Origin of the sequence: Mesorhizobium sp. B2-4-14, assembly GCF_006442155.1 — a bacterium.
In the GTDB taxonomy this organism is placed as follows: domain Bacteria; phylum Pseudomonadota; class Alphaproteobacteria; order Rhizobiales; family Rhizobiaceae; genus Mesorhizobium.
The window spans coordinates 1-24,788 of record NZ_VFVA01000029.1 but is presented as its reverse complement, the minus strand read 5'-3'; the positions used below and the strand labels follow the sequence as shown (position 1 = coordinate 24,788).

Here is a 24,788-nt window from a genome sequence, read left to right as displayed (position 1 = left end):
ATGATTTGCCCGGTTATCCTGATTATCCGCACGGGCTAGATAGGATTCCCTTCGAGGGTTTTTAATCGCAAGACTCCTTGGCCGGTTTTCGCGATCCATGGGGTATGGTCTTTGCGCGCCGCGCAATAGCCATATCAAGCTTTTGATTTAGGTTTACCCCCCCAGGGGCGCCGCCCCAACAGGACTCCCTCAACCCTGTTTCAATCGCAGGACGCCGCAGGGCCTTCTGGGCTGGCGTCGCATCCGACTCCCTGCAGTGCTGGCGTCCTACGACTCCTTCAGGGCGGATTGAGCGTGGCTTAATATTTGCCGCCCAGCCCTGTTGAACAAATAGAAGCCAGCATTAAGGTATGGCTTTTGATCACAAGTGCGTGATCGACTGATACAACCATGGGCAAATTATCGGATCACATGGGCACGAATACACGCATCCGGTTCGTTGGTGTTTCGCATGCCCCATGGTATATTTACGAAATCGAACAAGTCGTTTCGATCCAATAGTAAAGAAGTGGAGAAATATACCATGACCACAAGAACCTTCCTCAGGCGGCCCGACGTGCTGCGGCTGACCGGCCTGAGCCCGTCGAGCTTGTACGAGGTGATGAAAGCCGGGACCTTCCCCCTTCCGATCCGCATCGGGCCGAAGGCTGTCGCCTGGGACACGGATGAAATCACAGAATGGCAGGAGCGCTGCCTCGCGAACCGCAACTCGGCAGCTTAGGAGATCCGAAAAATGGCTGATCAAACCTCTCACACCATCCTTACGCAGGGTGACAAATACTACCACGAGGCCAAGCCGTCGGGCGGCGGCGTTATACCGTTCGCAAACGAGCCGTGGCGAACGGAGATACAGGAAGCTCACAAGCGCGATATGGCCCTGCATCAATCCGTGCAAGAAGCGCAGCAGCGGATTAAAGCCGACGGTGCGCCGCACATCCTCATCGCCTTGGCGGGCGAGGATGGCGAGACGCGCGCGTATCTGATCGGGCTGATCGAGCAGGCCGGGAGGTGAGGGGATGGCCTACGGTCATACCCTTCGTAAGGTTCGCATCATCGTGAGCCAACTCCGTTTCGGCTCTACGGGAACGGATGACCTAGGGGAGCAGATCATCGCGCATCTGCGCCCCAACACCCTCAGCGCCGTGCTCGTCACCTTGGCTATCTTCTCAAGGAAGTGGCCCGGTGTCTCGCCCCTGTTTCGGGACTTGGTTTCTAGGCACTGGAAAGTCTGGCAGGACGAGTTGGCCAAGATGCCATGGCCCGACCGGCTGGCCCGCACCCTCGACACACTTGAGGCCCTTGGCGGCATTCCGCCCGAGGTTGAGGTGGCGCTGGTCAAATTGAGAGACAAATACCTGCGGGAACTGGAACGGCGCGGCGTGGATGTCGAGGCGCTCTTGGTGCCAATTCGGGTACCGGAGCCGGAACCTCTTCTGTTGGTATGAAGATGCAAACGCCCCGCGCAATGATCGCCGATCTGGTCGCTCGCGGGGCGTTCGCGTTTTCCGTGATCGTAATTTTATTCATCGTGTTGGCGACCTGAAGGAGTCGGAAATGGGCACACTTAAATTGAGCAGAGTGGGGGCGCCTGTGCGCTCCGAGGATAAGCTCACCGAGGCAGACCAGCAGCTTTCTTCGGCGATCCGCAAAATTGGTGGTGGTGCAGACCCGGCGAAGGTTCAGCGGCTGCTCGCCGTCCATGCCGAATTGCTGGGTGCCATTGCCCGCGAGGAAAGGCGTCGGCGGCTTCGCCGTGAGGGGCGGTGATGGGCGTCGTGATCTCGCTCGAAAAGGTGCGGGCGAAGCGGCCCGAGCGGCGGAGGCCGACCGATCCCTCAGTCGATCCTGCGTTTGTCACAGCGTGGGAAGCGATTTTCGAGGCGCTGGAACTGGTGGAGACCATTCCGTTGCCGAAGACGGCACGGGCGCGGGAACTGCTGCTGCAGGGCTTGGGCGTGATGCTTGAAATGGAAAAGAGGAGGCTAAGCCAGTGCTCGAAGCGATGAAAGCGGAGACCTTCGAGTTCGAAGTGGTGGGGCCGCTGACGGCGGAAGACATGGCGGCGCTATCGCCGGAGGTCGAGGCGGAGTGGGAGGCGTTTGAGCGCGAGCAGGAGAAGCCGACCGGCATCGGGCCGCTGGTGGAAATGTTCGCGAAAAATCTGACGAGAAAGCAGCAGCCCTCCGCCCCCGTTCCGGCCAAGACCGATGCGACCTCAGAACTGAGCCGGGTCCACAATCCCTCAGGTATCGTCCCTTCGCTGGATAACGCAGAGCGGGCAATTCGAGAGCTTCCAGCAGTTGTCTTCCGGTTCGATCTGTTCCGGCAGCGGGTGATCCCCGATGGCCTGGACGTCAATCTCGGCGTGACCCTAGACGAGCTTGTGGTGCATGTGCGGCGCGCCGTTATCAAGAAATTCGAGTTCGACCCCGGAGACAAGCACGCCTTCGATGCGATCCGCATCCTTGCGCGGGAGAATGCGTTCAATCCGGTTCTCGACTACATCAACGCTCAGTCGTGGGATGGCGAGCCGAGGATTGACCGCTGGTTGAGCGTGTACCTCGGGGCCGAGGACAACGAGCTAAACCGGGCGTTTGGACGAACCGTCTTGATCGCGGGGGTTCGCAGGGTGCGGAAGCCTGGGTCGAAGTTCGACTACGTATTGGTGCTGGAAGGTCCGCAAGGGCGCGGGAAGTCGACGGCGCTGAAGATTATGGCCGGGGGCGAGGACTTTTTCAGCGACGAGATCGCCATCGGGGTTTCGTATAAGGAGCAACAGGAACTTCTACAGGGCCGGTGGATAGTTGAACTTCCGGAGTTGGCGGGCCTGCGGAATGCCGACATCAGGGGCGTGAAGCAGTTCGTGTCGAAGCAGTTCGACCGAGGGCGACCGGCGTTCGGGCGCTCGGTGGAGAACTTGCCCCGCCGGTGCATCTTCATCGGCACGACGAACGACTCTCAGTATCTCCGCGATGGGACCGGGAACCGGAGGTTCTGGCCGGTGACGGTGGGCAAGATTGATCTGAAGGGGCTGGCGGAGGACATGCCCCAGCTTTGGGCCGAGGCCGGTGCGGCGGAGCCAGATGCACCGGACCCGCTCACCATTCCCGAGGGGCTGTGGTCGGTGGCGGCAGAACGGCAGGCTGAGCGAGTGGCGGGGGACCCTTGGCAAGAAATTTTGGAGGTGGGCCTGCCCAAGGCGGCGGAACGCTCAGGCGACGAATTGCGCATTCCGACCCGTGCCATCTTCAAGGAGTGCTTGGGGATCGAGTTTGCCTCGGCAACGCGGCGCGACACACTGCGGCTGGCGGAGTGCATGAGGGCGCTGGGATGGGAGGGGCCGAAGCCGTTCCGGTTCAGGGGCGCGCTGGAGAAGGGTTATGTGAGGCCGGTGGATGAATGAGCGGGATGGATATGGCTTTTGGGGATCGGGCCGTTGTTACCGTGTAGCCGTTGTTACCGTTGTGCGGCTAGACCTTTACCCATGTAATACTGTTACATCCCCCCATCCCGTTTTTTCATCGGTAACTACGGTAACTACGGTAACAAATTGCCAAACCGTTGAAAGACCACGACTATTTAGTAGCCGTCACCCGCATTCGCACGGCTACACTACGGTAACAAACCGCCCCGATGGAGCAGGAAATGACTGAACCCGAACTCTCGGCGTCTTTGCGCAGGCTCTTGGACATCATGACATCGCCCGAGGTGCCTGTGCCGCAATCTGTCGCTGCGGCTCGCGCCATCGTCGAGTATGAAGCGCCTCCGGAAGTCTTCGAACTGTGCTGCCGGTTTTTGATTGGCGTGGCCGAAGACCCCAAGTCCGACGTGGGCCTGCAATTGAAGAGCCTTGAGTTGCTCCGCAAGGTCGAGGCAAAACGCGTTTCGCCTGGAACGATACGCGGAGCCGATCCGATGGAGGGCGTTGGCCGGCGGCTGGAGGAGGCGAGGCTGAGGGCAGAGGCGAAAAGGAAGGTGATGAATTGACGGGCCTCGGTGATAAGCTGGTCCGCGAGGAGGAACCTGGGAGGGCGAAGTGATTCTTGATCGTGATCTTCAACTGACAATGCTGCGCGCGATGGCAGACGTATATCCGGAGCAACTCCGGAACTTTCCACACATTGAGAGCGTGGACCGGGCCAAGTTTTTCGCGAATTTGCAGTATCTCTGCGAACACGACTTGGTGGACGCAACATGGTCCCGCGAGATCGGTTCAAAGGCTCACGCTGCGGGGTCACGGATTACCGCGAAGGGGATGGACTTCCTAGCCGACGACGGGGGGCTATCCGCGATCCTCGGAGTGGTAACAATCCGCTTTCATGAGGACACAGTTAAGGCGCTGCTGATTGATCGCGTCGACAAATCCGATGCGTCGCCAAGTGTTCGGTCGAAACTCGTTGAGCAGATCAAAGCCCTGCCCGCCGAAGCCACCAAGGCCCTTACCCTCGAAGCCATTAAAGCTGGCCTGGCCAACGTCCCTGAGTTCCTGACGTGGGTTCAATCGGTGCTTCCGGCAATTCGGACTTGATCCGCTGCACAGTGCCGACGCTCACGCGATGCTTTGCCGCCAAGGCGCGGACGCTTCCGTGGTCGCGGGCAATCGCCTCCTCTGTCGCCTTCGAGACGCGGGGACGGCCTAGCTTTTTGCCCTTCGCCCGAGCCGAATTGAGTCCCGATTTCACACGCTCGCTGATCATCGCCCGCTCGAATTCAGCGAACACGCCCATCATCTGAAACATGGCCTTGCCGGCAGGGGTGGTCGTGTCGATGCCCTGCTGATGAAGGAATAGGTCAACGCGGAGGGCGTGGAGGTCGGAAAGGAAGGCGACAAGGCCCTGAAGCGAACGGCCCAGCCGGTCAACGCTCCACGCCATCACGACATCGAAGCGACGGCGCGCGGCATCTTTACAGAGTGCATCGAAAGCGGGGCGCCTGGCGCTTGCGCCGCTAATACCATGGTCACGATAGACCTCGACAATCGCCCAGCCCGTTCGCTGGGCCACTTCGCGGAGTTCACGCTCCTGCCGGTCGGTGGTTTGCTGGTCGGTGGATACGCGGAGATAGAGTGCGGCGCGCATGGGTTCACCCTTTCGATGGCCTAGCATTCAACTAGACGGCGCGCTTTCGCGAGCCGCCCAGCAGAACGTTAGCGATGCCTAGATGGTCAGTTCGAACTCGGTCGCGGCCTTCGCGGCGAGCGATGCCTCGTAGGCAGTCCGCGCCTGCGCGTCGAGACGGTCACGCTTCGCGTTGGGAAGGCCCGTGAAAAGGCCCATGAGGAACTTGCTCCGCGCCTTCGCGTCGGTGGACTCGTAGCGGGCCTTGTTGTCGGGGCTGAGGGCATTGCGGACCATCTGACGGATGAACCGAACGTGCGGCTCCTCCGTCTGGCCAGCCGGGCGACCGATCACGCCCTCGATCAGCCGTTTGCGCTTAGTGTCGAAAGCAGCGCTGGCCGCTTCCTTGCTCTTCGCGCCCGCGTATGCGTCCTGCAGGGATTGGAGGGCGAAACCCATAAGGTACTCAACCGAGGCGTCTGGAAGTGCTTGGCCGTCGAGCGTCCATTTGCCCTTTTCAACGGCCAAAGTGGCTTCGCCCAGGTGGCCGAACTCGCGATGCGAAAAAGTGCGGGTGACTTGCATGGTTTGTCTCCGTTGGAAAGTGCGGCTTGGCCGCGTTAAGTGTCTGAATTTGCTCGATGAATGTCGCTCCGCTGGTGTACGGCAGTCAAGCGCGAATGTGCGAAAAACAAATGGTTTTTGAACGCAAAATTGGGCTGCGGAAATGCCCGGAAATCCGGGCTCGCGGAACGGCGAATGCGGAGGGGTTTTTTGAACGGTGCGGAGGCCTGGGCAATGGCGCTTCGGGCGTGGCGCGGATCGTGGCCGATGGCGTGTCGGGCGACCATGTGCGCCGTGGCCGTGGGCGGGCCGTGGACGCGCGTTCATGCCATCGCACGGCCACATGACCGGGGCAACGCCCGCGCCCACCACGCGGCCAATGCGGGCGAATCAGTGCGTATGGCTCTTGAACTCGAACCCACCCCCCTCTTTACGAGCGAGTGGCGGGGGTGGCTTTCGCTGGTGCCGGCGGCGGGGTCCCCCTAACCTGGGCCCTCGCAAATTTTGTGCAAAATTTATGGCGCGCCGTGCTCAGCCGCTCTCCGTTCTCGCAGGGCACTGATTGGATGGTGCGGAGGCTAAAACTGTTGTTTTAACAGCCGGATTTGATCCGCCTGAATTTGATCGTCGGCTGGGTTCCAACCAAATCGGTCAAAGAATTCTTTGCACATGGCCAGCGCAACTTGCTGCGAGCTCTGAGCTCCATCTACCGTCATTTTAGCATCAACTGCCACATTTTCGGCAGCAGTTGTTTTTGGCGCAAAAAATGGCATTCGATTTGGCCCGACCCAAAGCCGCCTAGTACGAGTGTGGTGCGCCTCAATCGAAATCGCAAAGCCGTCCTTGAATTGCAGTCCGTTAGCCAATCGGCTGGTGAATTCGACGATCTCGGTGAAGAAATAGATTGTACCCGTGATGGAGAGGAATGGTCGGGCGGTATCGACAGAGTCATCTCGATCCTCCCACATTGAAGCATAGTGAAGGAATTGCCCACTCTGGTACATCCGCCAGAACTCGCGATGATTCAAAAAGCTTGTCCACGATTCGAAAAAGCCATCGCCGTTTTCGACGCCGCCGTATTGATCGTTTCCGTGTTGTATGTGCGGGTAATCCCACCCTCGCAGTTGGACACTGCTGGCCGAAACAGTGTCTCGACACTTTTGAATGGAGAGCTTTTCGCCAAGTACGGAAAGTGGTCGGAGATTAACCCGCCAATATCCCGCCCCTTTGATGTCTTCCAGCAGCGCCGCGTCCATTCCTCTAAAGCCCCCCGAGCTCTTGGTCATAGTCATGTGCAGGCCCGGCAGGGGCGGCTGCCAAACCTATCTGTTGCAGCTCCGCCCATCTCTTTGCCACTGAGCGCTCAATTACGCGCCGCATATCCGTGGAGTTTGAAATCCGGGCGCTTTGAGGTTTGGCGGCGGGACTGCGGAAGTAGACCGAGCCCTTTTCAACATCTCGGCCGTCCTTTTTGCAGATCACCGGTAAGGTCTCGAATGGCGCCACCTGGATAACGACATACCGGAGGCCATTGTGATCAGTTGGCTTGCGCACCGAGAACCTGACTTCCGGGTCCGCATATTCTGCAATCTGGTCGCGCATATGATCAGCAACATATGTATCCGACTGCTCGACTGTAACTCCCTGACGCACCAGTGTCTCGTCTTCAATGCCAATGACGATGGTCCCGCCATCTTGGACGTTGGCCAAAGCAAGTATGTCCTTGGCCAGTGTATGCTTGTTCCAAGACATCGGCCCCTTGAATTCGAGCCGATCCGTTTCCTCAGCACCCGCAAGCAGCGCTTCGAGTTCTTCAGCAGTCATGCCGCCGCCCTCCCAAACCCTCTATTGGGTTTATTGGTCCAATTCCGTCAAGAGCGAAGTTGCCATAAGTACTTCTGTCTGTTCATTTCGCATGATCCGCCTTCCCACCCTGAGCGCGACAAGCCCTCACCTCTGCATGGACAAAATCTCCAACCTCACCGGCCCTCCTCGGTCGCAATTGGTGCAAAACAGCGCCCGCTCCACGGAGCTAAACAGCGCCCCCTTCCCGTACCGTCGAATGAGCGCCTCAGGCTTCACCGGGGCATGGTGGGAGCAGTTCTTGCACCAGGCGCGAAGCGTGTGCCAACTCCGTAAATCGCCAAGCGCAACGTCCAGGCCGGCGTGAATGCTGCCGTCCACAATGGTCTCGGGCGGCACGGTCGGTTCCCCCGGCGTGAGCAGCTTTTCCATCGTATGATTGGCATTGCGATGGATCAGAAGCATCCCCGGCCTACGCCGAATGGCAGAGTGCCAAGCGGCTTGGCTGATGAAGAAATCGGGCGAGCGGCAGATCGTTTCGGCCCGCTCCTTCTCTTCGCGGTCCCACACCTCGATCCGAAAATTGTCTTCCGGAGTTTTTGCCATAGCTTCGCCGTCGAGCGCCGGGGCACCCGCCATTCCATTTCCATCCGCCGATGCCTTTGAATAGGGAACAAATTCCTAGCCGGTCAATGGCAGCTTGACATTTTCGTTCCTATTTTGTTCACTGGTGTATCCAAGCGACATCGGAGCCTCGGAAGGATCGCAGAGATGTTGAGACAACCACCCCATATGCCAACTGGCGTTTCAATCGGAATGATGGATGACGGGGAGACTAAGGTCGGCGTTCTGACCCTGCAGACGCTTGGCGAGGACGTCGAAATCGCGATCAACCTTGAGGCCGTTGCCGTTATGACTAAGGCGCTTAACGCCCTCGCCCACGAACTCCGCAAATAAGGGGCGCGGCTATTTCCCGCCATCAATTCGTGCAGGAACTGGAAAGCGCGGCCCGATCATATCGCGGACGCATCGCGGGGCGATCTGTAAGTGATGCTCCGGCGCGCCGCGCTCATGCTGCGGAATATCGAGGGAATCGACCTGGACCGGCGAACCGCCGACGCGCGTTGAAAGCGATCGCTGGCGAGATGGCCATTTCGCGAACCGATCTGATTAAAACGGTCCTTTCCGAATGGCTTCTTGCTAACGCCTATTTGCCAGTTCCATGCCGGTTGGACGAAGGAAGCGACGTGGGCGGCAATGCGTACTGCATTATTCACATAACAAATCGCGCAAGCTGTCGAGGTCGTCAGTCTTTTGATAAGCTCCCAGAAGTGATTGGATCAAACCGATCTTGGATTGCTCCGCTACTGATAGCGTGAAACGACCATAATAATGTCCATCCTTGTCAACTACCCGTAACCCTTCTCCATACGCGTTCCAAGGGCTATTGGTTTCGTATTTCGAGCCGAACTGTCCGTATTTGTTCCAGATACTATTATCTGAGTACTTTGAGCCAAAATCGCCGTACTTATTGCATACCGCAACATCATCGTACCGACCGCAGTTAAGGCAGCCGGCAAACTTGGTTCCTGTTGCGCCGTCGAACAGTAATAAAGCGAGGTCTTGGGCTTGTGCGCTCGCCGCTGCCAACACCAAACTAATCGTCCCAATTGATACCGCGACCACTATTCGCATTTGCCTACTCGCCACCGACTGCCAAAACAACGCCCCACCGTTCTCTTAGGTCTTTGGCGGTCCGCAACGTCCCTTGAGAACGGCAATTTCGGTTTCGTGATCGCCGCCCGACAATGAAGACACCGGAACACCAATCAGGAACACCCCAAGAGCGTCGCCGGTCGCAGCCTTATTCTGTTGATTGGTCAAAACAGCCAAGCGCTCTCGGTCAGCTTGTGTACAGGGACCAGCATTGGGAAACCCTGCTATTTTATCCGGTGGCGTGGCACAGCCTACAAAACAAACGAAAGCAGCGCCGGTCAAGACAAATCGCTTCATGATTCCCCCAAGAATCCCTAACCCGTTGCCAACTTTCCTTAGTGCGGCGAGATTCGCAAGCTGCCCAACAAAGAATCGACAATAAAAAGCAAATGGTGCATTATGGCATTCGGTGTCGGGGGATACCTTTATGCATTGGCGTTTGTATTTTGCCGCACCGGCTGCGGCCCTCCTCTCGGGCTGTGCTGCCGACTATCTCAACAACTACGACACAATGACGCTGGCGTCAGGGGACGCCAACAACACAAACCGGCTTTTGCAGACGGTCGATCCGTTCAATCCAAATAGCAACAACACCCACATCGAGGGGGACGGCGCGCGCAGCGTAATCGTCATCCAGCGCTACAAGTCCGGTCCCGGTGGCGGCGGCGGATACGCAGGCCGTTGCCCCACCGACGACAGTGTGGCTGCAGACGGTTCGCGGTGCGGCGGCCGTTCGGCAGAGAGCCGTCCAGGAGGGGCAATGTGAACGCCACGACTACAAGGGTTGTCGCCATCATGGTAACTGCGCTGACGACGTCGTCTCTGGCCCACGCTCAGTTCAGCCGCGCTCCTAACGGTGAGCCGGCCGAGATCGCGCAACAGATCATTCAAGACAACTTTCCGTCAGATGCCTGCCCTCTGGTTGTCGACGCACGGCGGCTTGGCGATGGCACGATCACCGCGATGTGCAACAACGAAGAGACCTTTAGGGTCTTTTCAATGAACGGAACCGGTGTTGCTATGAGATGCGCTGCGGCGCGGGAATTGGGAATTTCAGGGTGCTAGCGCAAGCGCCGTCGACGCTAGGAGCACAGCGACTAACCGCTAAGGGCTATTGATGATCAGTATAAGAACGACAAGTCTGTTAGCATCTTACCTTATAGCTGCCTCGCTCGGCATCGTCGAGGTAACCGCCGCTCATGCGCAAACAACCTCTCCCAGTTTCGATTGCGTTACCGCAGGGAAGGCCGACGAGGTGACCATCTGCAGCAACGATCAATTGGCTGAGAATGACAAACTCACTACGGCAGCGTTCGGTCAAGCGAAGCAGCTAAACCGGAAAGCGGCGGTCGCAACAGCGAAATCGTTTCTTAGGAAACGCTCTGCCTGCGGAAGCGACGTCGATTGCATCGCGAAAGCGCAATCGCAGGCATTGCTCGACTTCGACGCGCTCGGCGCAACGGTGAGTGCTTCTGGATCAACTGGAACGGTCAGCGCACCGATTGCCGTCGAGGCAACAAAGACAGGTCGCGTAAAGCCCAGCCCTGCAGCGCAGCAGGTCCCCCCTAACCCTTGGCCTGACGCCTTCGCCCGTCGCGACTTCAAACTGGGGATGAGCCTGCAGGAGTTCAAAAGGACACCGTTTCCCGACAAAGACAAGGATGCGGGTGCATTTTCTGTTTGTTCGGATGAAGCGAGATCCAAGGACAGTGGCTACGAAACGGCGCAGCTATTCAGCGACGTTTTCCAGAAGTCTGGGATGATCAAATGCGCCTTTTTTTTCACGGACTCAGATACCTCGATGGTCTTCGACGCCGGGCTAGGGTTGGCCGACACGATGGTTTCAACCGAGTTCTATTTCCTTCCAGACGACAGCTTGACGCCGAGGCTGTTTTGGATTCAGACCTCCGGGCCTGCGGACATGGCTGGGGTATTGGTTCCTGTGATGGTAAAGGCCTACGGAGAGCCGCAGCACACCGTCGAGGTTTGGCAAAATCAAGCTGGCGGAAAATTCGATAACGACGTTTACGTGTGGACCAGTCCATCCAGCCAAATCACCCTGAAGCATTTTGGATCGCGAAACACAGTTTTCGATCTCAAGCACACTCTCAAGCCACTGGACGAGAAGTTTGCTCGAATCCTTGATCAGCAAAATGTCGAAGCGGCCAAAAAACTTTGAGCTAGGGAACGTGGACAGGTCTCGGCACGACAATCGGTCTGACCAGTGGCGTCGTCGCAGCCCAAAGCGATCGCGCTCGCTCCGATGGGCGAGCGTCCCGCGACGTCTGAGCTTCGTGACAATCGCAGCGGCCGGTGCTTTAGCCGTGTTGACTGCGATGAAGTACAGCGACGGCTTGCGGGAGGTCAATCTGCCGAACTTAATCAGATCGAAGCAGCCGAAGCCGATCACGGGCGTCGCCTCCGTCATCGATGGCGACACGATCGAGGTCCACGGGCAGCGTATTCGCTTCAATGGGATCGACGCGCCGGAGAGCAAGCAGTACTGCAACGATGCCAAGGGCTTCGAATATCCTTGCGGGCGTCGGTCGGCTGAGGCACTGGACAAGTTCCTAGCTGCCTCCAAACCGGTCCAGTGCAGGTTCGTCACGTGGGACCGCTACGGACGCTTTATCGGCGACTGTACACGGGCAGATGGGGCCAGCGTTGCCGGATGGATGGTCGAGCATGGTCAGGCCCTCGATTGGCCGAGGTACAGCCACGGAGCTTATGTGTCCCTGCAAGCGAAGGCGGAGGCGGCAAAGGTCGGGCTGTGGGTCGGAGCGTTTGAGGCGCCGTGGGATTGGCGAGTGGACCATGCTGACAACGCCGCGCCCTCAAGCCAGCCGCTCGGCATTATGAGCCGCCCACAGGTCGCGCAAAGCTATTCCTGTCAGCCGCGGAGGTACTGCTCGCAAATCAGCTCATGCGACGAGGCGCAATGGTACCTGCACAACTGCTCCTGGGGCCGCAAGCTGGATCGCGATGGCGACGGAGTGGCTTGCGAAACGCTTTGCTGATTAGACCGGTCACCGCGCCTCCAAAGTTGCTCACGTCGGCTTGTCCACCAGCGGCGTTTTCCTCGTCGGCGGCTTGTAGGCCGTAACCAGCCGAAGCGTGTCTATGTTCACCGTCACCGGCACACCGAGATTTAACGTCACCCACTCACCGTCGATATGAGTGATGTCGCCGATCAACTCGACCGGCTGGCCCTTTGTCACCTTCGATGTGCGGTCCACAATGGAGTGCGGGAAGCCGTAGGACGGGATCGAGACGCTCACGCGGTCCTCTGTCACCCGGCGCCGCACGGTCGCGGTGATAGCGACCTCATCGCCAATGTCGATGCCCCTTGCCATGTCAAGACTCTGGCGCGGCCGGCGGCATCGTCAAGCTGTCGCTAATATTCTTCGTCGCTAACAAGCCGGGCACCCGGTTCCAAGCCGCCGTGTTCACGAAATATGCGGGGAGCGTTCTCGATTAGAGGCATCTAAATCCCCGTGTTTGTCAGGAATTGTCTGGAACTTCGTCAGTGGCTCGTTTCCAGTCCTCAGACCTTCCGGCGCCCTGACTTTAGCGCAGCAATCGGCGAGGCGTTTTTCGGCGGGATTGCGAACAACTCGGACACGTCATGTTCGAGTACCTTCGCCACCTTTTCGAGCGTGCTGATCGTTGCGTTCCGTTTGCCGCGCTCTAGGTATCCGACGTACGCGCGCTCAACCTCGGCGGCATACGCAAGGTGGTCTTGCGACATGCCTTTTTCCACCCGCAAGCGCCGGACATTCCAGCCCACCCGTTCCCTGACATCCATTTAGTCAGAGCAACATCTGGCACTCTACGAAACCACGTCATATAAGACGAGCAATTCGGAGTGAATGGCCGGGGAAACGGTTGCGATGTCTCTACCAAGCATAGGCGACAATGCGGAGAGACTTCTCGAAATCATCGAGAGCGGACATCCAAGCCGCAGAATGACAGTGAAGCGGGATGGCCGCACATTCGAAGTCTCGGCTCTTAACTGGGCTGAATTGGAACTGGCGTTTCGTCAGCCGCAGCCGGTTCTGGCGGCCTGCGTCGCCGGCTTGGTCAGAAACGGCTTCATCGATTCTGAGCGGACATTCGCATCGCTTTGGCAAGCACTCAAAGGAAAAGAGCCGCCTACCTTCTACTGGATCACGCCAGCGGGGCTGACATTTCTAAAGCGGCTGGTTGACACACCGCCCTCGCGCAATGAGCCCGGCCTCAAATCGACGCCCGTCGATCTGGATAGCGTAGAGGAATACGCGAAATACCTTGGCTACGACTTGACCCGCTACGGGCTCGGGGTCGCATGTCTCAGTTTGAAAAGCGGATACTCCCAACTGGAAACCGCCTCTCGTTTGGCCCTCGTGACATTGGCTTGGGATGTCAAAGAGGCAGGAACCGATATCGTGACGCTTATTGCTTTTGTGCCGCACGCTCGTTCCATGGTGGACATCCTAACCCAGTATCAGAAACAGCACCCCGGATTGATGCGCGAAGAGCTGTTTAAGAACGATGCTCTCGCAATGCTGAAAGTGGTGATGGTGGATCAAGACCAGCGAGCCTGGATCGAGCGCGTCTTAAGTGACCCGACCATTGCGAGCGAGCGTGTCGCAAATTCTCGCATCGATTATCGAAAGCTGTCGCGCGGCGCATAGAACGCCACTCAGCCGCAGTACCCAGCCCACGCCGTCATCATGCGACGGCGTTTGTCCAGCATGTCGCCGCGCTGGTAAGCGGCCTCAGTCTTGTCGGACAGGACATGCGCAAGCGCGGCCTCCGCAATTTCACGCGGGAAGTTGGACCGCTCCGCTGCCCAGTCGCGGAACGTGGAGCGGAAGCCGTGGACGGTCAGTCCTTCCATTCCCTCCATGCCTCGGAGCAACTCCAACATCGCCATGTTGCTGAGCGGCTTTCCCGTTCGGGCGCCGGGGAACACGTAGGCGCTACCAGCCTCGCGTGGGACGCTTTTCAGGATGGCGATCGAGCGATCTGATAGCGGCACTCGGTGAGGCCGACTCGACTTCATTCGCTCGGCAGGGATTGTCCAAATCTTCGTGTCGAAATCGAACTCCTCCTCGGTCGCGCCGATTGCCTCGCCGGTTCGGACGGCGTTCAGGATAGTGAACTCCAATGCTCGAGCCGAGATGCTGTCCATCGCGCGGAGCCGCGCCATGAACGTAGGCAATTGGGTGTAGGACAAAGCCTCATGGTGTTGGACCTTGGCAACCTTGGATCGCGCAGGCAGAAGCTTGTCGAGGTGGCCGCGCCACCGGGCCGGGTTGTCGCCGCTGCGATAGTGCCGGGCCGTCGCCCAATCCAGCACCATCTCGATCCGGCCCCGGACGCGGCTAGCCGTCTCTGTCTTGTCAGTCCAGATCGGCTCGATGATTTGCATGATGTGGGCGGTCTCCACCTTCGCTACGGGCAGATCTCCGATGGTGGGCCAAGCATAGGTCTCAAGCGTGTTCTTCCACTGCTCCGCGTGCTTCGCGTTCTTCCAGCCTGCCTTGTGCGCGGCGATGTAGCGCTCCGACGCCTGCTTGAAAGTCACCCGCTTCGCATCCTCGGCGCGAACGGCCGCCTTCTTTTCGTTACGCTGCTCGATTGGGTCTATGCCATCGGTGACCTTTTGGCGGGCCTCCCGAGCTCTTTCCCGCGCCTCCTTCAGATTGAACGTCTGAACGTCCCCGAGCCCCATGGACCGAGCCTTGCCGGCGAGCATGAACCGGAAGAGCCAGGACTTAGTAACTTCGCCCTCGCTCGCTTTCTTGGAGGTGCTCTTCGTGACTTGCAGATAGAGCCCGCCGCCGTCGCCGTAGGTGCCCGGCTTCGATTTCTTCGCCACCTCGACTGCGCTCAGCTTATTGATATGCGCCACGGCCCGACCTCATCGTTTGGATAAGGTCGAAATATACCTACATTTCTACCTACAAACAAGCATTGGATTTGGCCGGATACGGGCAGAACTCTTCGGAACGATTTCCGCTCCCATGGATATGATTTCATTTAGCTTTCGGAACTCGGCGGACCTGGGCGATAGTTAGGCGGACGGACTCCCTCTCCGCCAGTCAAGACCCGAAAAGCCCATATTTCTGCGGTTCTTACTTCTGCGGCACAGTCTTTCCCACCAGTTTTCCCACCAGCGCGTCAACGGGGGTGTCGCGAACGTCATTCCTTGCAAGGTGAAGTGCGTCAGCCACGCTCTCCAACTCGGACATTTTGATCGCTCGCTCGCCGATAGCCGTTCGGCAAATCACATGTGGCTCGTCGTCGCTACGCGGGTCCGCCTTTGCACCGCATAGCCCGTGCGCGAGGCAATTCCGAACATCGACAAGCGGCTGGATGCCGCTTCGCACTCGCAGGCAAACCTTGGGCTCAACTTCACGCCAGTGGACCCACAACGATGACCCGTCGGATATGTCGCGATCTGGCTCTACTGCCTGAATGCGCGCACGAACTTCTTCTTCAAGCCATCCCCAGTGCAGAAGCACATATGCGGCTGCCGCCATAAGATCGCGCATGTTCGGTTTGGGACCCGGCTTGTCAGCCATGCTTGGTGCTCGATCCCCGTCGTTCCGCCCGCGTGGGGGCCGCGTTGCTGCCAGCCCGACCTCCGCCCCCCGGCCTGCCCCGCCGCTCGCGCAGAAATCTCTCTAGGCCGCGAGAAGAAAGCCGGGATATTTGCGAACTTTCTGACAGGTCAGGCAGACAAGTCGGCGTACCCATCCGCCGAGCTATGGGAATTGGGCGAACTGCAGATTGCATAATAAACTTTGTCAGGCTACCAGTCCTTTGTCCAACTACGCCATTGAAGCCGGCGATTGGAAAGCATCTCAGGGGGCCATGAGACTAATTCCCGCCCAGATTCTGGACTGCGACTCCGCCGCTGAGAGGAGAGTGTTCGGATACTTAACCGAAGTGGGCTTCAGCCCCTACGACGTCGCTCTCCATTCCCTTAACATCGGCCACCACGAGTACAAGCGGTGGGGCGAGGCCGATTTCTTCCTGATTGGACGGCGTGGAATTCTGCTTCTTGAGGTCAAGGGCGGACGAGTTGCCTGCAAGAACGGATTATGGGAGTTTACAAGTCGAAACAACGAAACCAACCGGAAAAACGAAGGCCCGGCACAGCAAGCAAAATCGGCTTACTTTTCTCTGGAAAAGAATTACCTCAATCCCAAGTTCTACAGAGAGCTGAATGGCGTCCCTAGGGGCTGGGCAGTTGTTTTCACTGATATCCCGCGGCTCACCAGCGATCGTTCGACGCTCTTACCTGAGCATCCAGACGAGATTACCGCGTACGAAGAAGACTGCAAGGGGCACAACACTTTTAAGAAGTTCTTGGCTGGAGCCTATGACCATTGGGCTTCGAAGCAAAAGAATCCGGTAGACCTCTCCCCCGATCTGGTGAAAGCGATCTCCGATTCCCTGCGACCAAACTTCGAACGTGTTCCTTCGCTTAATAGCCAGCTGCGCGACGTCGAGCAGAGGCTCTACCAGTTTACTACCGAGCAGTACGAGAAGCTCGACGCGATTTCGGAAAATCAGCGGATCATGATTGCTGGTGGCGCCGGTACGGGAAAGACGTTTGTTGCCGCCGCATGTGCACGTTACGAGGTAGCGGAGGGGCGTTCCGTCCTATTCCTCACCCGGAGCAATTATCTTGCCAGTTTCTTGGCTAATCAGGGATTCCCCGACAGAATCACGATCGCGGCGATCGACGAAGTTCCCAAGTTTGTCGATGAAAGAAGAAAGTGGGATGTCTTGATAGTCGACGAGGGACAGGATCTTTGTTCTCTCGATTGCATCGACCTGATTGACAAGGTTGTGGCCGGTGGGTGGGAAAATGGGCGTTGGCGGTGGTTCGGCGATCCCAACTATCAAGTGTCTCCGAGCTTTCCCTTGGACCAAGACTGCCTTGAGTACTTAAAATCCATGGGTATGCTGACGAATCTGAAGAATAACATCCGCAACGCGGGAAAGATCGTCGAGGCCATAAAGATTCTAGCGGGCGCTGATGTCGGCAAGCCAAGTAGTAAGCCCGACAGCGGCATCGTCGACCTCCAATTGGTTGAAATGGAAAGCGAAGTTCTTCCCCGCGCGGCGTCGGTGGTGCGAAAGTGGTTGCACGACGATGACCGCCTGCCGCGCAGTTCGATCGCGATGCTGGTGCCGAGGGAAAACGATATCGAGAAAGCCGTTGAGCTCCTTTCCGCCAGGAACGTGCGGTCAGAAGCATTGAGCCATCGTGCATTGGGCGGTAAGCCCAGGGACTGTGTTCTTGTCGCGACGATCGAGGACTTCAAGGGTTTAGAGCGACCACTCGTCTGCGTGGCTGGGTTGAGCCAAGAGCACGGGTTTGCGTCCAGCGCTTACAAGGCAATCTCGCGAGCGAACCATGCCCTGGCGCTCGTGGCAACGAGTCGCTCCGTGGCCGAACTGACGGAAAAAGTCGCCTCGCAAAGTGCGGGGCAAAGGGGGGTACTGAATGCTTGGCAGGGAAAAAATCCTTCGGGAGACGCGAGATAGGCTGATCGGTCCTGGCCTAGGTAGACCCGGGCCGAGTGGGACGCATGACGACGAGATCATCGAGGGTCGCATGAGCTTGGCGTACATGCAAGGAATGCTCTTTCCTCGCGCCGAGCGGGCCACCCCCGACCTTGGTGGCGACGAGGCCGAGGACGCTTCCGACGAAGACGCCGACGATCCGCTCAGCATGTCCAACGCAACGCTCCCGGCTTCCATGGGAATGTCGCTATGTGTTTCGCCTGGTAGCACGATAAGAGTCACCGTCGGGGCAGCCGTCTATGCACCCATCAAACCTGGAGAGGCTTTTGACGATCACGATCTGGGCAGCGTCTCGAAATCCAGTGCAGCAGAAAGCACGACCGACAATACCGACGTCCAGCCTGATCCCGCGAGCCAGAAAAAAGCGCCTAAGGGGCGAGGCAAGGCGACGGGCTGGTGGCAGCGCAGGCAGTTGGAGGCTTCGACTAGAGACGTTGGCGTAGAGGGATTGGAAGCGACGCTCGTCCTGGAGAAGCATGCTTCATTAGAGGTGCTTTCTCGAACACTAGCCAACGGGGAAATCCTCTTAACGCTGAGCTTGTCGAACATTCATGAGGCAAAGAACGCGAGGTCGAGTGACGATACGCTCTACCAGGTCTCGATGCGAGCCGAGCCCGTTGATGGGCAGATCCTCAAGTACCCCGCCGCCCGGTATGTGCCCCCTTCCGATGAGGAACGAGAACTCCGTGTGATATACGGCGAGCAACGTCCTTACGCCGTGGGCCACGGCGTTGCCACCGATTGGAACCTCGAGAAAGGCCGCTGCGAATGGGTAAAAACCGAGGCGCTGCCCACAGCCCACGTGTGGCGGCCGGTCTTCGATAATCTCTCGGTTGTGAGAGATGGCGAACAGGTCACCTTCGACGACGACGAGTTGTTCAAGATCGCCCCCTTGGCCAGTGGCGACCTGAGTGGCCCCGAATTGATCGACCGCCTCACGAGACTAGTCGAGTTCTACGAGGAGTGGATAGCTTCCCAATCGGCGTTATCGGTTGATCGTAATCTGAAGGACGATGCTTCGAGGATGATAGGACGCTGCGAGCGGAGTGCAGCGCGAATGAAGCAAGGCATCGGGATAATGGAACGCGATGCTGATATCGCCCGCTGCTTCATGCTCGCCAACCGCGCAATGCTGATGTCCATGTCACACGCCGCGCGTGCCTCGGGTCGTGGCCGCAAGGACGGGCTCCAAGGGCCTTTCGACCTTGGAAGGGCCGAGACGGCCCCGATCGATTACTTTGCCAACCCGGCGCAATGGCGTCCGTTCCAGCTTGCCTTTTTTCTCCTCGTGCTCCCTTCTCTCGCGGGCGAGGAGCTCACGGACCGGGAACTTGTGGATGTCATATGGTTCGCGACGGGTGGTGGTAAGACCGAGGCATACCTTTTCGTGTCCGCGTTCGAGCTCTTCCGGAGGCGGATTGTCGATGGGAAATCTGGTGGCGGGACCGGGGTTATCAACCGGTACACTTACCGCTTTCTGACCGCTGACCAGTTCCAGCGTACTGCCGGCGTGATTTGCGCCATGGAGATGATCAGGCGGGAATTGGCGGCAGCCGGCGATACGACGGTGGGCCAGGAGGAATTCTCTATCGGCTTGTTCGTTGGAGGCGACGTTAGCCCCAATTCCTTCGCGGGCGACAAAGATGGAGCTCTCACACCGACGCAAGAGCTCCTCGATTCGAGCCAGCCCCGGGATGCCAATCCCTTCCCTATAGAGAGTTGCCCATCGTGTGGAACATTGCTTGTTCCGGAGGAGAGGAAGGCAAAGCCGGATGGCAGCCCGGATGAGTCCTTCTACGGTTTCTTAGCAACTGCAAACAGTTTTACGACGCGGTGCCCGGAGGAAGATTGCGCCTTTCACGAGAGTCTTCCCGTCTATTTCATCGACGAACAGTTGTTTCGTGCGCCCCCGTCGTTCCTGCTGGGGACCATCGACAAGTTCGCGATGATCCCCTGGAAGGAACACGGCGGAGTCTTGCTTGGAGTCGGGACGGGCTGGTCGTCACCCTCCCTCGTTATTCAGGACGAGCTGCACCTGATCTCGGGTCCGCTGGGCACCTTGGCAGGCATTTACGAGGCGGCTTTCGAAACCTTGATGGCGACGGCTGGAAAGCCACCGAAGGTAATCGCTTCCACGGCAACGATCCGGAACGCGTCGGTCCAGTGCCGTAGGATCTACGGCAGGCCCTCGATGGTATTCCCATCGCCCGGGTTGCGCGCGGAGGATTCCTTTTTCTCGAAGCTAGACACAGGCAACAAGGAGAGATCGAGACTATATGCAGGTGTCATGGCGCAAGGGCTACGATCAACGGTCGCTGCCTCGTGGACCATGGCGACGCTTCTCCAGTCATCGTTCGAGCTCGTTGATGAAGGTCAGCTCACTTCAAACGAAGCAGATGCATACTGGACGCTCGTTGCCTATCACAACAGCAAGCGCGAACTTGGTCGAATCGTTAATGCAACCCGCGACGAGATCCCGACCCGCATGAAAGTCTACGCGACGGACGTGACGGTGGAGCGGCCGTCAAACTTCCGAATTCTCGAGTTGAAGGCCCACGCCGAAACACCCGTACCGAGAGCTAGGCAACTGCTGGCGCGGCGTCATAGACCCGACCAACCCGCAATCGACGTGGTTCCCTGCACCAACATCATCTCCGTCGGCGTCGACATCGACCGCCTGGGCATGATGATGGTGAACGGTCAGCCCAAGCTAAGTGCGGAGTATATCCAGGCAACGAGCCGTGTCGGGCGCGGCGCGGTTCCCGGGCTGGTTGTGGCCGCCTATTCTCCCAGCAAGCCGAGGGACCGTTCGCATTACGAGTCGTTTCGCGATTACCACGAACGATTTTACAGCTTTGTCGAGCCCACAAGCGTGACCCCTGGGGCGTTACCCGCGATCGAAAGGGGGCTGCACGCCGCGCTAGTGACCGTAGTGCGACATGGAACGAGGTTGAGGCGAAACTCGACTGCAAGGCAATTTGATCCGACCGAGCCATTGGTCGCTGCCGTCATTACTCATCTCGAACAGCGCCTTTTGAAAGCCTACGACGGACCGACCGAAGCGGAAGAGCGAGAACGCATTTCGGCGAAGCTGACCGAGAAGGTTTCCGAGTGGAGAGGATGGGCTCGCTCCGTCGATGGCCTGCAGTATACCTTCGCAAGCCAACAACAGCGCCCGCACCTACTCGTGCGCTACGGAAACAAGAAAGTCGACGGGGCAGGCTGGCATACGTTGCAATCGATGCGGCATGTCGACAAGGAAATCACGCTGGAGGACATGGGAATTGCCCAAGCCAACAATCCGTAGCGCGCAGCTCATAAGCCCCTTTGGTATTGGATCGCTTTGCGAGATCGATGGGCAGTCATTCTTTGTCCGTGGCACAGGCAGCTGGGCGAAAGGCTACAACCTTGAGAAGATCGAGGTTGGCTCGCTCACCGATTGGCTTCGGCCACGCCAGCTGAAACAGCCGACGGAATCGGTGGCGATATTGCGCTTCCCACATTGGCACTTCTGCCCCGAGTGCCGCAAGATGATAAGGTGGACGCAGGATAAAGACCGGGAACTGGTGAGGGATGACGGCAGCCTCCCCCGGCCAACTTGTGATGGTGCCAAGTGCAAGAACGCGCGCTTGGTTCCCATGCGGTTCGTTGCCGCCTGTGACAACGGACACATCGACGAGATCGATTGGTACTGGTGGGCCCACCGAGGCCACGAGCCTGCGCAACACGGCGCCTGCAGTCGCGCTACGTCACGCCTGCATTTCGAAGTGACTGGCAAGAGCGGCGGCGACTTCTCCAGCATGATTATCCGGTGCAGTTGCGGGGCCATGGGAAACTTGGAAGGCATCGCGGATGGTCCCCTTCCGCAGAAATGCCGTGGATACCAGCCCGGTGAGCCTGCCTCGACCTGCGTTGACCTGGAAAACAAGAAGAACCCGGGCGCACCCAAGCCTCTCTACATGGAACCACGAGGATCCAGCTCGCTGCACTACGCTTCCGTGATTTCCGCGCTCGATATCGACGGCGATACCGAAAAAGACGCCTGGGAAAAGCTCCGCGCCGACGCGATCTACCAGAGTACCCTGCAGATGGCTTCCAGCCTAGTCCGGTTGCAAGGCGGGGACACGTCGCTGGCAATCCAATCAAGCCGCGCAAACCTAGAGACTCGTGCGGAAGAGGTCGGTATTAGCCTGGAGGATGCCCTCGCTTGCTTCGAAGCGGATTTGGGCGCCAGTCCCGTCGTCGCGTCACCCAGCCCGCCAAGGGCCGAAATTAGCCAGCAAGGAATCCTCGCCCAAGAGTTCCCGGTTCTCGCGAACCCCAAGGGACAAAATTCTCGCTGGCTAATCGCACGCCCCGCGAAACCGACGGCTCGTTTTGCTCTCGATCAGCTTTTCGAACGTTTCGTGAGGGTGGAGCGGCTTCGCGAGGTTCGCGCTTTCCGTGGCTTCCAAAGACGGAACGTCTCGGAAAAGCACGCGATGATAACCCCGTCGCTGGGACGACAACAACCGGACTGGCTGCCTGCCATGATGGTTCTTGGTGAGGGAGTGTTCCTGGAGTTCTCAAACTCGGCGTTAGCGGCCTGGAGGCTAGAGAACGCCGAGGCGATCGAGGAATTCACCCATTCCCACCTCGTGAGTGCCGAGGCTCTTGGGCTTCCTGACAGGATGGGATTCAATGCGAACCCAACCTTCATCATGGTCCACAGCTTCGCTCACCTGCTTCTGAACCAGTTATCCTTTGATTGCGGTTACTCCTCCACATCGCTTAGGGAACGAATCTATTGCGGTACCGACTCACAGCCGTACGCTGGCCTGTTGATCTACACGGCTGACTCGGACGCCGAGGGGTCGATGGGCGGCCTGAGCGAAATGGGAACGCCGGAAAGGCTGGAAGATGTCATTTATCGCGCTGTCTCCCGCAGCCAATGGTGTTCAGGGGACCCAGTTTGCCGTGAACTCGACGCGCAAGGCGTGGACGGGCTAAACCGCGCAGCGTGCCACGCTTGTTCCTTGGTAGCGGAGACGAGCTGCACTTTTTCGAACGTCCTTCTTGATCGCGTGCTCGTGTCCAGTGACGGACGAACTAATGGTCGCGGCAGGCGTGAACCAGTTGGATATTTCAACAAGGTACTCGAGCTCTAAGGATGCGTTTTCCCACTCTTAGCGATTTGGATCGAGAGCAACGGCGTATTTACGGAAATGCGCCCGCCGATGGGGCGATACTGGTCGTGGGGCCGCCGGGTACCGGGAAAACCGTGATGGCTTTTCATCGCGCACAGAAGCTTGAGAAGCTCGGCCAAGACCCGCACGTCATCATGTTTAACAAGGTGCTCGCCAAGTACACCTCCAGCCGGTCGGGCGTCGCGCCCAAAGTAGGCGTGAGCACGATGCATTCTTGGGCAGGAAAATGGTGGAAACGCGCAACCGGATCTTGGCCGCCGACGATCGCGGGCGATTCATGGACGCACGATTGGGGCGAGATTTGCGCGAGAGCGCTCAACGCCTTCCACAACGGCGCAAGCCGCCGCTTCACGTGGGGACATCTCATCATCGATGAGGGGCAAGACTTCCCTCCGCAAATGTACATGACGCTTGGGATGATGCTTAAGCAGATGGAGGCCCTCGGCGTTAAAGCGCAGATCACAATTTTCGCGGACGACAACCAACGCTTGCAAGCCAACCGCAACAGCCGAATCAAGGACATCAAGAACTACCTTTTCATCGGTGGTGCGGCCAACCGGGTTTTTGGTTTGAAAAAGAACTTCAGGAACACTCGCCCCATTGCAGAGTTCGCTAAGCACTTCCAAGTCGGTAACGAGAGCGGCATTGCCGAGCTCCCCGATGCGGATGGCGAGAGCCCGCAGGTGGTATTCGCCGCGAATGATAGGGATATCGCCGAGTTCATTGCTCGCAAGGCGAAGATAAGCTCTGGCAAGCAGGTCGGTGTTATAGTTTACGGCGGCGGCGCTGACGTCAAACGCGCCTACAACCAAGTCAAAATGCGGGTTAGCGAACTAGCCAAGCCACCCCATTTGCAGATGTATCTGAGCGGCCATGGCACCCACACCAATGAGGCCTTGGACTTCGAAAGCGGGAACACGATCACCTTCTTGCACGCCCAGTCCGCCAAGGGCCTTGAATTTGACGTTGTATTCTTTCTCGGCATGGAAGGGATGAGTGTCGACACATCGGGATTCTTCAACGAGAGAATGGCGCTATATGTCATGAGCTCCCGCGCGCGTTCCGAACTTTACGTTGCCTTCAAAGACATCGATCCCAAGGCCGGTTTGCCCGCTTCGTACAAGCTTCTTCCCCGTCCCAGTGCTAAACTTTGCCGGTATGTCGGGCTGGGGTCGCTCGAACAAAGCATCCCGGTGTTCGAAAAATCCATCGAGGCAAATGACGATTTCGAAGAGTTGGAGGCTGCTGAGTGACAGACGGAAAGCGGGAACTCGAGCTTGATCTCGAACCAAGCGACAACATCAAGGGTTCTGCTTGGGAACTCCTCGTGCCAATACACGCCGACAACTTCGCCCTTGCGTTGGCTGCGGGCTATGTTGGTGGTTCGTTGAGAGCCGATGCCGCGCAGGACCTCCAGTCGAGTGCAGGCGATGGTCTGGTCGGTTTTAGCGGAGAGGTTCCGTCCTGGGCAACGTTGGAAGGTGAGCCGGGGGACAGGGTGCTCCTTTGTATCGAGCGAAAAGGTGAAGAGGCACCCAAGCCTGGGAGCATGGAGATGCTCGATGGACCATTGCGGGTGACCAAGCTCCAGGCAGCATACTTCAAGGACGAAGCCTCGCTTGCGAACTTCAACGCGTCATACGACGCATTCCCAGACGTGCCCACTGGCATAGTGAAGCTCGTGACGAAGTGGCCGGTTTACGGCGAAAACGACCGTCCCGGAGACATGCAGATCGAGCCGGTGAATCTCGCAAAGCGGCGACAAGATCTCGACTTTCTCTGTGGCCTCGGGGCAGGCGTCGTCAAGTTGTTGGCCGAAGATACGTTTGATGACCCGATCCGGCAGTTTCGTCAGACGCCGGGCAAAGACGTGGCG

The 24,788-nt window shown here is 58.3% G+C and carries 29 protein-coding genes; 18 read left to right on the top strand and 11 right to left on the bottom strand.

Annotated elements, in window-relative coordinates:
- Positions 1-523 precede the first annotated feature (523 nt).
- The 8 genes from FJ938_RS22080 to FJ938_RS22045 all read left to right on the top strand — a co-directional run bounded on the left by FJ938_RS22080 (position 524) and on the right by FJ938_RS22045 (position 4,528).
- On the top strand, positions 524-721 hold the full coding sequence (locus FJ938_RS22080) for an AlpA family transcriptional regulator (RefSeq protein ID WP_140697408.1): 198 nt from the start codon (positions 524-526) through the stop codon (positions 719-721).
- Between the two features lie 12 nt (positions 722-733).
- Positions 734-1,012: a hypothetical protein gene (locus FJ938_RS22075; RefSeq protein ID WP_140697405.1), complete on the top strand. Its 279-nt coding sequence runs from the start codon at positions 734-736 to the stop codon at positions 1,010-1,012.
- Between the two features lie 4 nt (positions 1,013-1,016).
- Positions 1,017-1,445 (top strand): hypothetical protein, encoded by a 429-nt coding sequence (locus FJ938_RS22070; protein WP_140697403.1) that lies wholly within the window; start codon positions 1,017-1,019, stop codon positions 1,443-1,445.
- A 109-nt stretch (positions 1,446-1,554) separates the two neighbouring features.
- Complete coding sequence (locus FJ938_RS22065) at positions 1,555-1,767, top strand: hypothetical protein (RefSeq protein ID WP_140697400.1); 213 nt, start codon at positions 1,555-1,557, stop codon at positions 1,765-1,767.
- A complete protein-coding gene (locus FJ938_RS22060; protein WP_140697398.1) occupies positions 1,767-2,006 on the top strand; it encodes a hypothetical protein in 240 nt (79 codons plus the stop codon). Before FJ938_RS22065 ends, FJ938_RS22060 begins: the two co-directional genes overlap by 1 nt.
- Positions 1,991-3,403 (top strand): virulence-associated E family protein, encoded by a 1,413-nt coding sequence (locus FJ938_RS22055; protein WP_140697395.1) that lies wholly within the window; start codon positions 1,991-1,993, stop codon positions 3,401-3,403. Before FJ938_RS22060 ends, FJ938_RS22055 begins: the two co-directional genes overlap by 16 nt.
- A 242-nt stretch (positions 3,404-3,645) precedes the next feature.
- Positions 3,646-3,987, top strand: coding sequence for a hypothetical protein (locus FJ938_RS22050; protein ID WP_140697392.1), 342 nt, complete (start codon positions 3,646-3,648; stop codon positions 3,985-3,987).
- Positions 3,988-4,036: 49 nt separating this feature from the next.
- Positions 4,037-4,528: a hypothetical protein gene (locus tag FJ938_RS22045; protein ID WP_140697390.1), complete on the top strand. Its 492-nt coding sequence runs from the start codon at positions 4,037-4,039 to the stop codon at positions 4,526-4,528.
- Here the strand turns inward: FJ938_RS22045 and FJ938_RS22040 are convergent.
- The 7 genes from FJ938_RS22040 to FJ938_RS22000 all read right to left on the bottom strand — a co-directional run bounded on the left by FJ938_RS22040 (position 4,455) and on the right by FJ938_RS22000 (position 9,437).
- The gene (locus FJ938_RS22040) at positions 4,455-5,078 is read right to left on the bottom strand and encodes a recombinase family protein (RefSeq protein ID WP_140697388.1); all 624 of its coding nucleotides are present in this window, start codon (positions 5,076-5,078) and stop codon (positions 4,455-4,457) included. The two genes, FJ938_RS22045 and FJ938_RS22040, sit on opposite strands and share 74 nt — an antisense overlap.
- Before the next feature lie 78 nt (positions 5,079-5,156).
- Complete coding sequence (locus FJ938_RS22035) at positions 5,157-5,642, bottom strand: hypothetical protein (RefSeq protein WP_140697386.1); 486 nt, start codon at positions 5,640-5,642, stop codon at positions 5,157-5,159.
- Positions 5,643-6,199: 557 nt separating this feature from the next.
- A complete protein-coding gene (locus tag FJ938_RS22030; protein WP_140697384.1) occupies positions 6,200-6,877 on the bottom strand; it encodes a hypothetical protein in 678 nt (225 codons plus the stop codon).
- A gap of 4 nt (positions 6,878-6,881) precedes the next feature.
- Positions 6,882-7,445 (bottom strand): ATP-binding protein, encoded by a 564-nt coding sequence (locus FJ938_RS22025; RefSeq protein WP_140697382.1) that lies wholly within the window; start codon positions 7,443-7,445, stop codon positions 6,882-6,884.
- Between the two features lie 126 nt (positions 7,446-7,571).
- Positions 7,572-8,063: a hypothetical protein gene (locus tag FJ938_RS22020; protein ID WP_246673456.1), complete on the bottom strand. Its 492-nt coding sequence runs from the start codon at positions 8,061-8,063 to the stop codon at positions 7,572-7,574.
- Positions 8,064-8,693: 630 nt separating this feature from the next.
- A complete protein-coding gene (locus FJ938_RS22005) occupies positions 8,694-9,119 on the bottom strand; it encodes a hypothetical protein (protein WP_140697378.1) in 426 nt (141 codons plus the stop codon).
- Positions 9,120-9,164: 45 nt separating this feature from the next.
- Positions 9,165-9,437: a hypothetical protein gene (locus FJ938_RS22000; protein WP_140697376.1), complete on the bottom strand. Its 273-nt coding sequence runs from the start codon at positions 9,435-9,437 to the stop codon at positions 9,165-9,167.
- A 130-nt stretch (positions 9,438-9,567) separates the two neighbouring features.
- Here FJ938_RS22000 and FJ938_RS29705 point away from each other — a divergent pair, with 130 nt between their 5' ends.
- The 4 genes from FJ938_RS29705 to FJ938_RS21980 all read left to right on the top strand — a co-directional run bounded on the left by FJ938_RS29705 (position 9,568) and on the right by FJ938_RS21980 (position 12,157).
- A complete protein-coding gene (locus tag FJ938_RS29705) occupies positions 9,568-9,906 on the top strand; it encodes a hypothetical protein (RefSeq protein WP_210243422.1) in 339 nt (112 codons plus the stop codon).
- Positions 9,903-10,205, top strand: a complete 303-nt coding sequence (locus tag FJ938_RS21990) for a hypothetical protein (protein ID WP_140697373.1) — start codon at positions 9,903-9,905, stop codon at positions 10,203-10,205. The genes FJ938_RS29705 and FJ938_RS21990 overlap by 4 nt, the downstream gene beginning before the upstream one ends.
- Positions 10,206-10,257: 52 nt before the next feature.
- Positions 10,258-11,319, top strand: a complete 1,062-nt coding sequence (locus FJ938_RS21985; RefSeq protein ID WP_140697370.1) for a hypothetical protein — start codon at positions 10,258-10,260, stop codon at positions 11,317-11,319.
- Positions 11,320-11,476: 157 nt separating this feature from the next.
- A complete protein-coding gene (locus tag FJ938_RS21980; RefSeq protein WP_246673453.1) occupies positions 11,477-12,157 on the top strand; it encodes a thermonuclease family protein in 681 nt (226 codons plus the stop codon).
- 30 nt (positions 12,158-12,187) lie between these two features.
- Here FJ938_RS21980 and FJ938_RS21975 read toward each other — a convergent pair whose 3' ends face one another.
- Both FJ938_RS21975 and FJ938_RS21970 read right to left on the bottom strand, forming a co-directional pair.
- Positions 12,188-12,493 carry a hypothetical protein gene (locus FJ938_RS21975; protein WP_140697367.1) on the bottom strand — a complete coding sequence of 102 codons (306 nt, stop codon included), beginning with the start codon at positions 12,491-12,493 and terminating at the stop codon, positions 12,188-12,190.
- Between the two features lie 191 nt (positions 12,494-12,684).
- Positions 12,685-12,945, bottom strand: a complete 261-nt coding sequence (locus tag FJ938_RS21970; RefSeq protein WP_140697364.1) for a helix-turn-helix transcriptional regulator — start codon at positions 12,943-12,945, stop codon at positions 12,685-12,687.
- 64 nt (positions 12,946-13,009) lie between these two features.
- Between FJ938_RS21970 and FJ938_RS21965 the strand changes: the two genes are divergently transcribed.
- Complete coding sequence (locus FJ938_RS21965) at positions 13,010-13,813, top strand: hypothetical protein (RefSeq protein ID WP_140697361.1); 804 nt, start codon at positions 13,010-13,012, stop codon at positions 13,811-13,813.
- Positions 13,814-13,821: 8 nt separating this feature from the next.
- On the opposite strand, the gene FJ938_RS21960 is transcribed toward FJ938_RS21965, so the two are convergent.
- Both FJ938_RS21960 and FJ938_RS21955 read right to left on the bottom strand, forming a co-directional pair.
- On the bottom strand, positions 13,822-15,036 hold the full coding sequence (locus FJ938_RS21960; protein WP_140697358.1) for a site-specific integrase: 1,215 nt from the start codon (positions 15,034-15,036) through the stop codon (positions 13,822-13,824).
- Between the two features lie 223 nt (positions 15,037-15,259).
- Positions 15,260-15,709 carry a hypothetical protein gene (locus FJ938_RS21955; protein ID WP_140697355.1) on the bottom strand — a complete coding sequence of 150 codons (450 nt, stop codon included), beginning with the start codon at positions 15,707-15,709 and terminating at the stop codon, positions 15,260-15,262.
- A 241-nt stretch (positions 15,710-15,950) separates the two neighbouring features.
- Between FJ938_RS21955 and FJ938_RS21950 the strand changes: the two genes are divergently transcribed.
- The 5 genes from FJ938_RS21950 to FJ938_RS21930 all read left to right on the top strand — a co-directional run.
- Positions 15,951-17,687: an AAA family ATPase gene (locus FJ938_RS21950; protein WP_140697352.1), complete on the top strand. Its 1,737-nt coding sequence runs from the start codon at positions 15,951-15,953 to the stop codon at positions 17,685-17,687.
- A 70-nt stretch (positions 17,688-17,757) separates the two neighbouring features.
- Positions 17,758-21,033: a helicase C-terminal domain-containing protein gene (locus FJ938_RS21945; protein WP_181169158.1), complete on the top strand. Its 3,276-nt coding sequence runs from the start codon at positions 17,758-17,760 to the stop codon at positions 21,031-21,033.
- Positions 21,011-22,873, top strand: a complete 1,863-nt coding sequence (locus FJ938_RS21940) for a DUF1998 domain-containing protein (RefSeq protein WP_181169157.1) — start codon at positions 21,011-21,013, stop codon at positions 22,871-22,873. Before FJ938_RS21945 ends, FJ938_RS21940 begins: the two co-directional genes overlap by 23 nt.
- Positions 22,874-22,875: 2 nt before the next feature.
- Positions 22,876-24,165 carry an AAA family ATPase gene (locus FJ938_RS21935; protein ID WP_140697343.1) on the top strand — a complete coding sequence of 430 codons (1,290 nt, stop codon included), beginning with the start codon at positions 22,876-22,878 and terminating at the stop codon, positions 24,163-24,165.
- The coding region (locus tag FJ938_RS21930) for a hypothetical protein (protein WP_140697340.1) at positions 24,162-24,788 on the top strand (627 nt) is incomplete at its 3' end. The genes FJ938_RS21935 and FJ938_RS21930, both read left to right, overlap by 4 nt.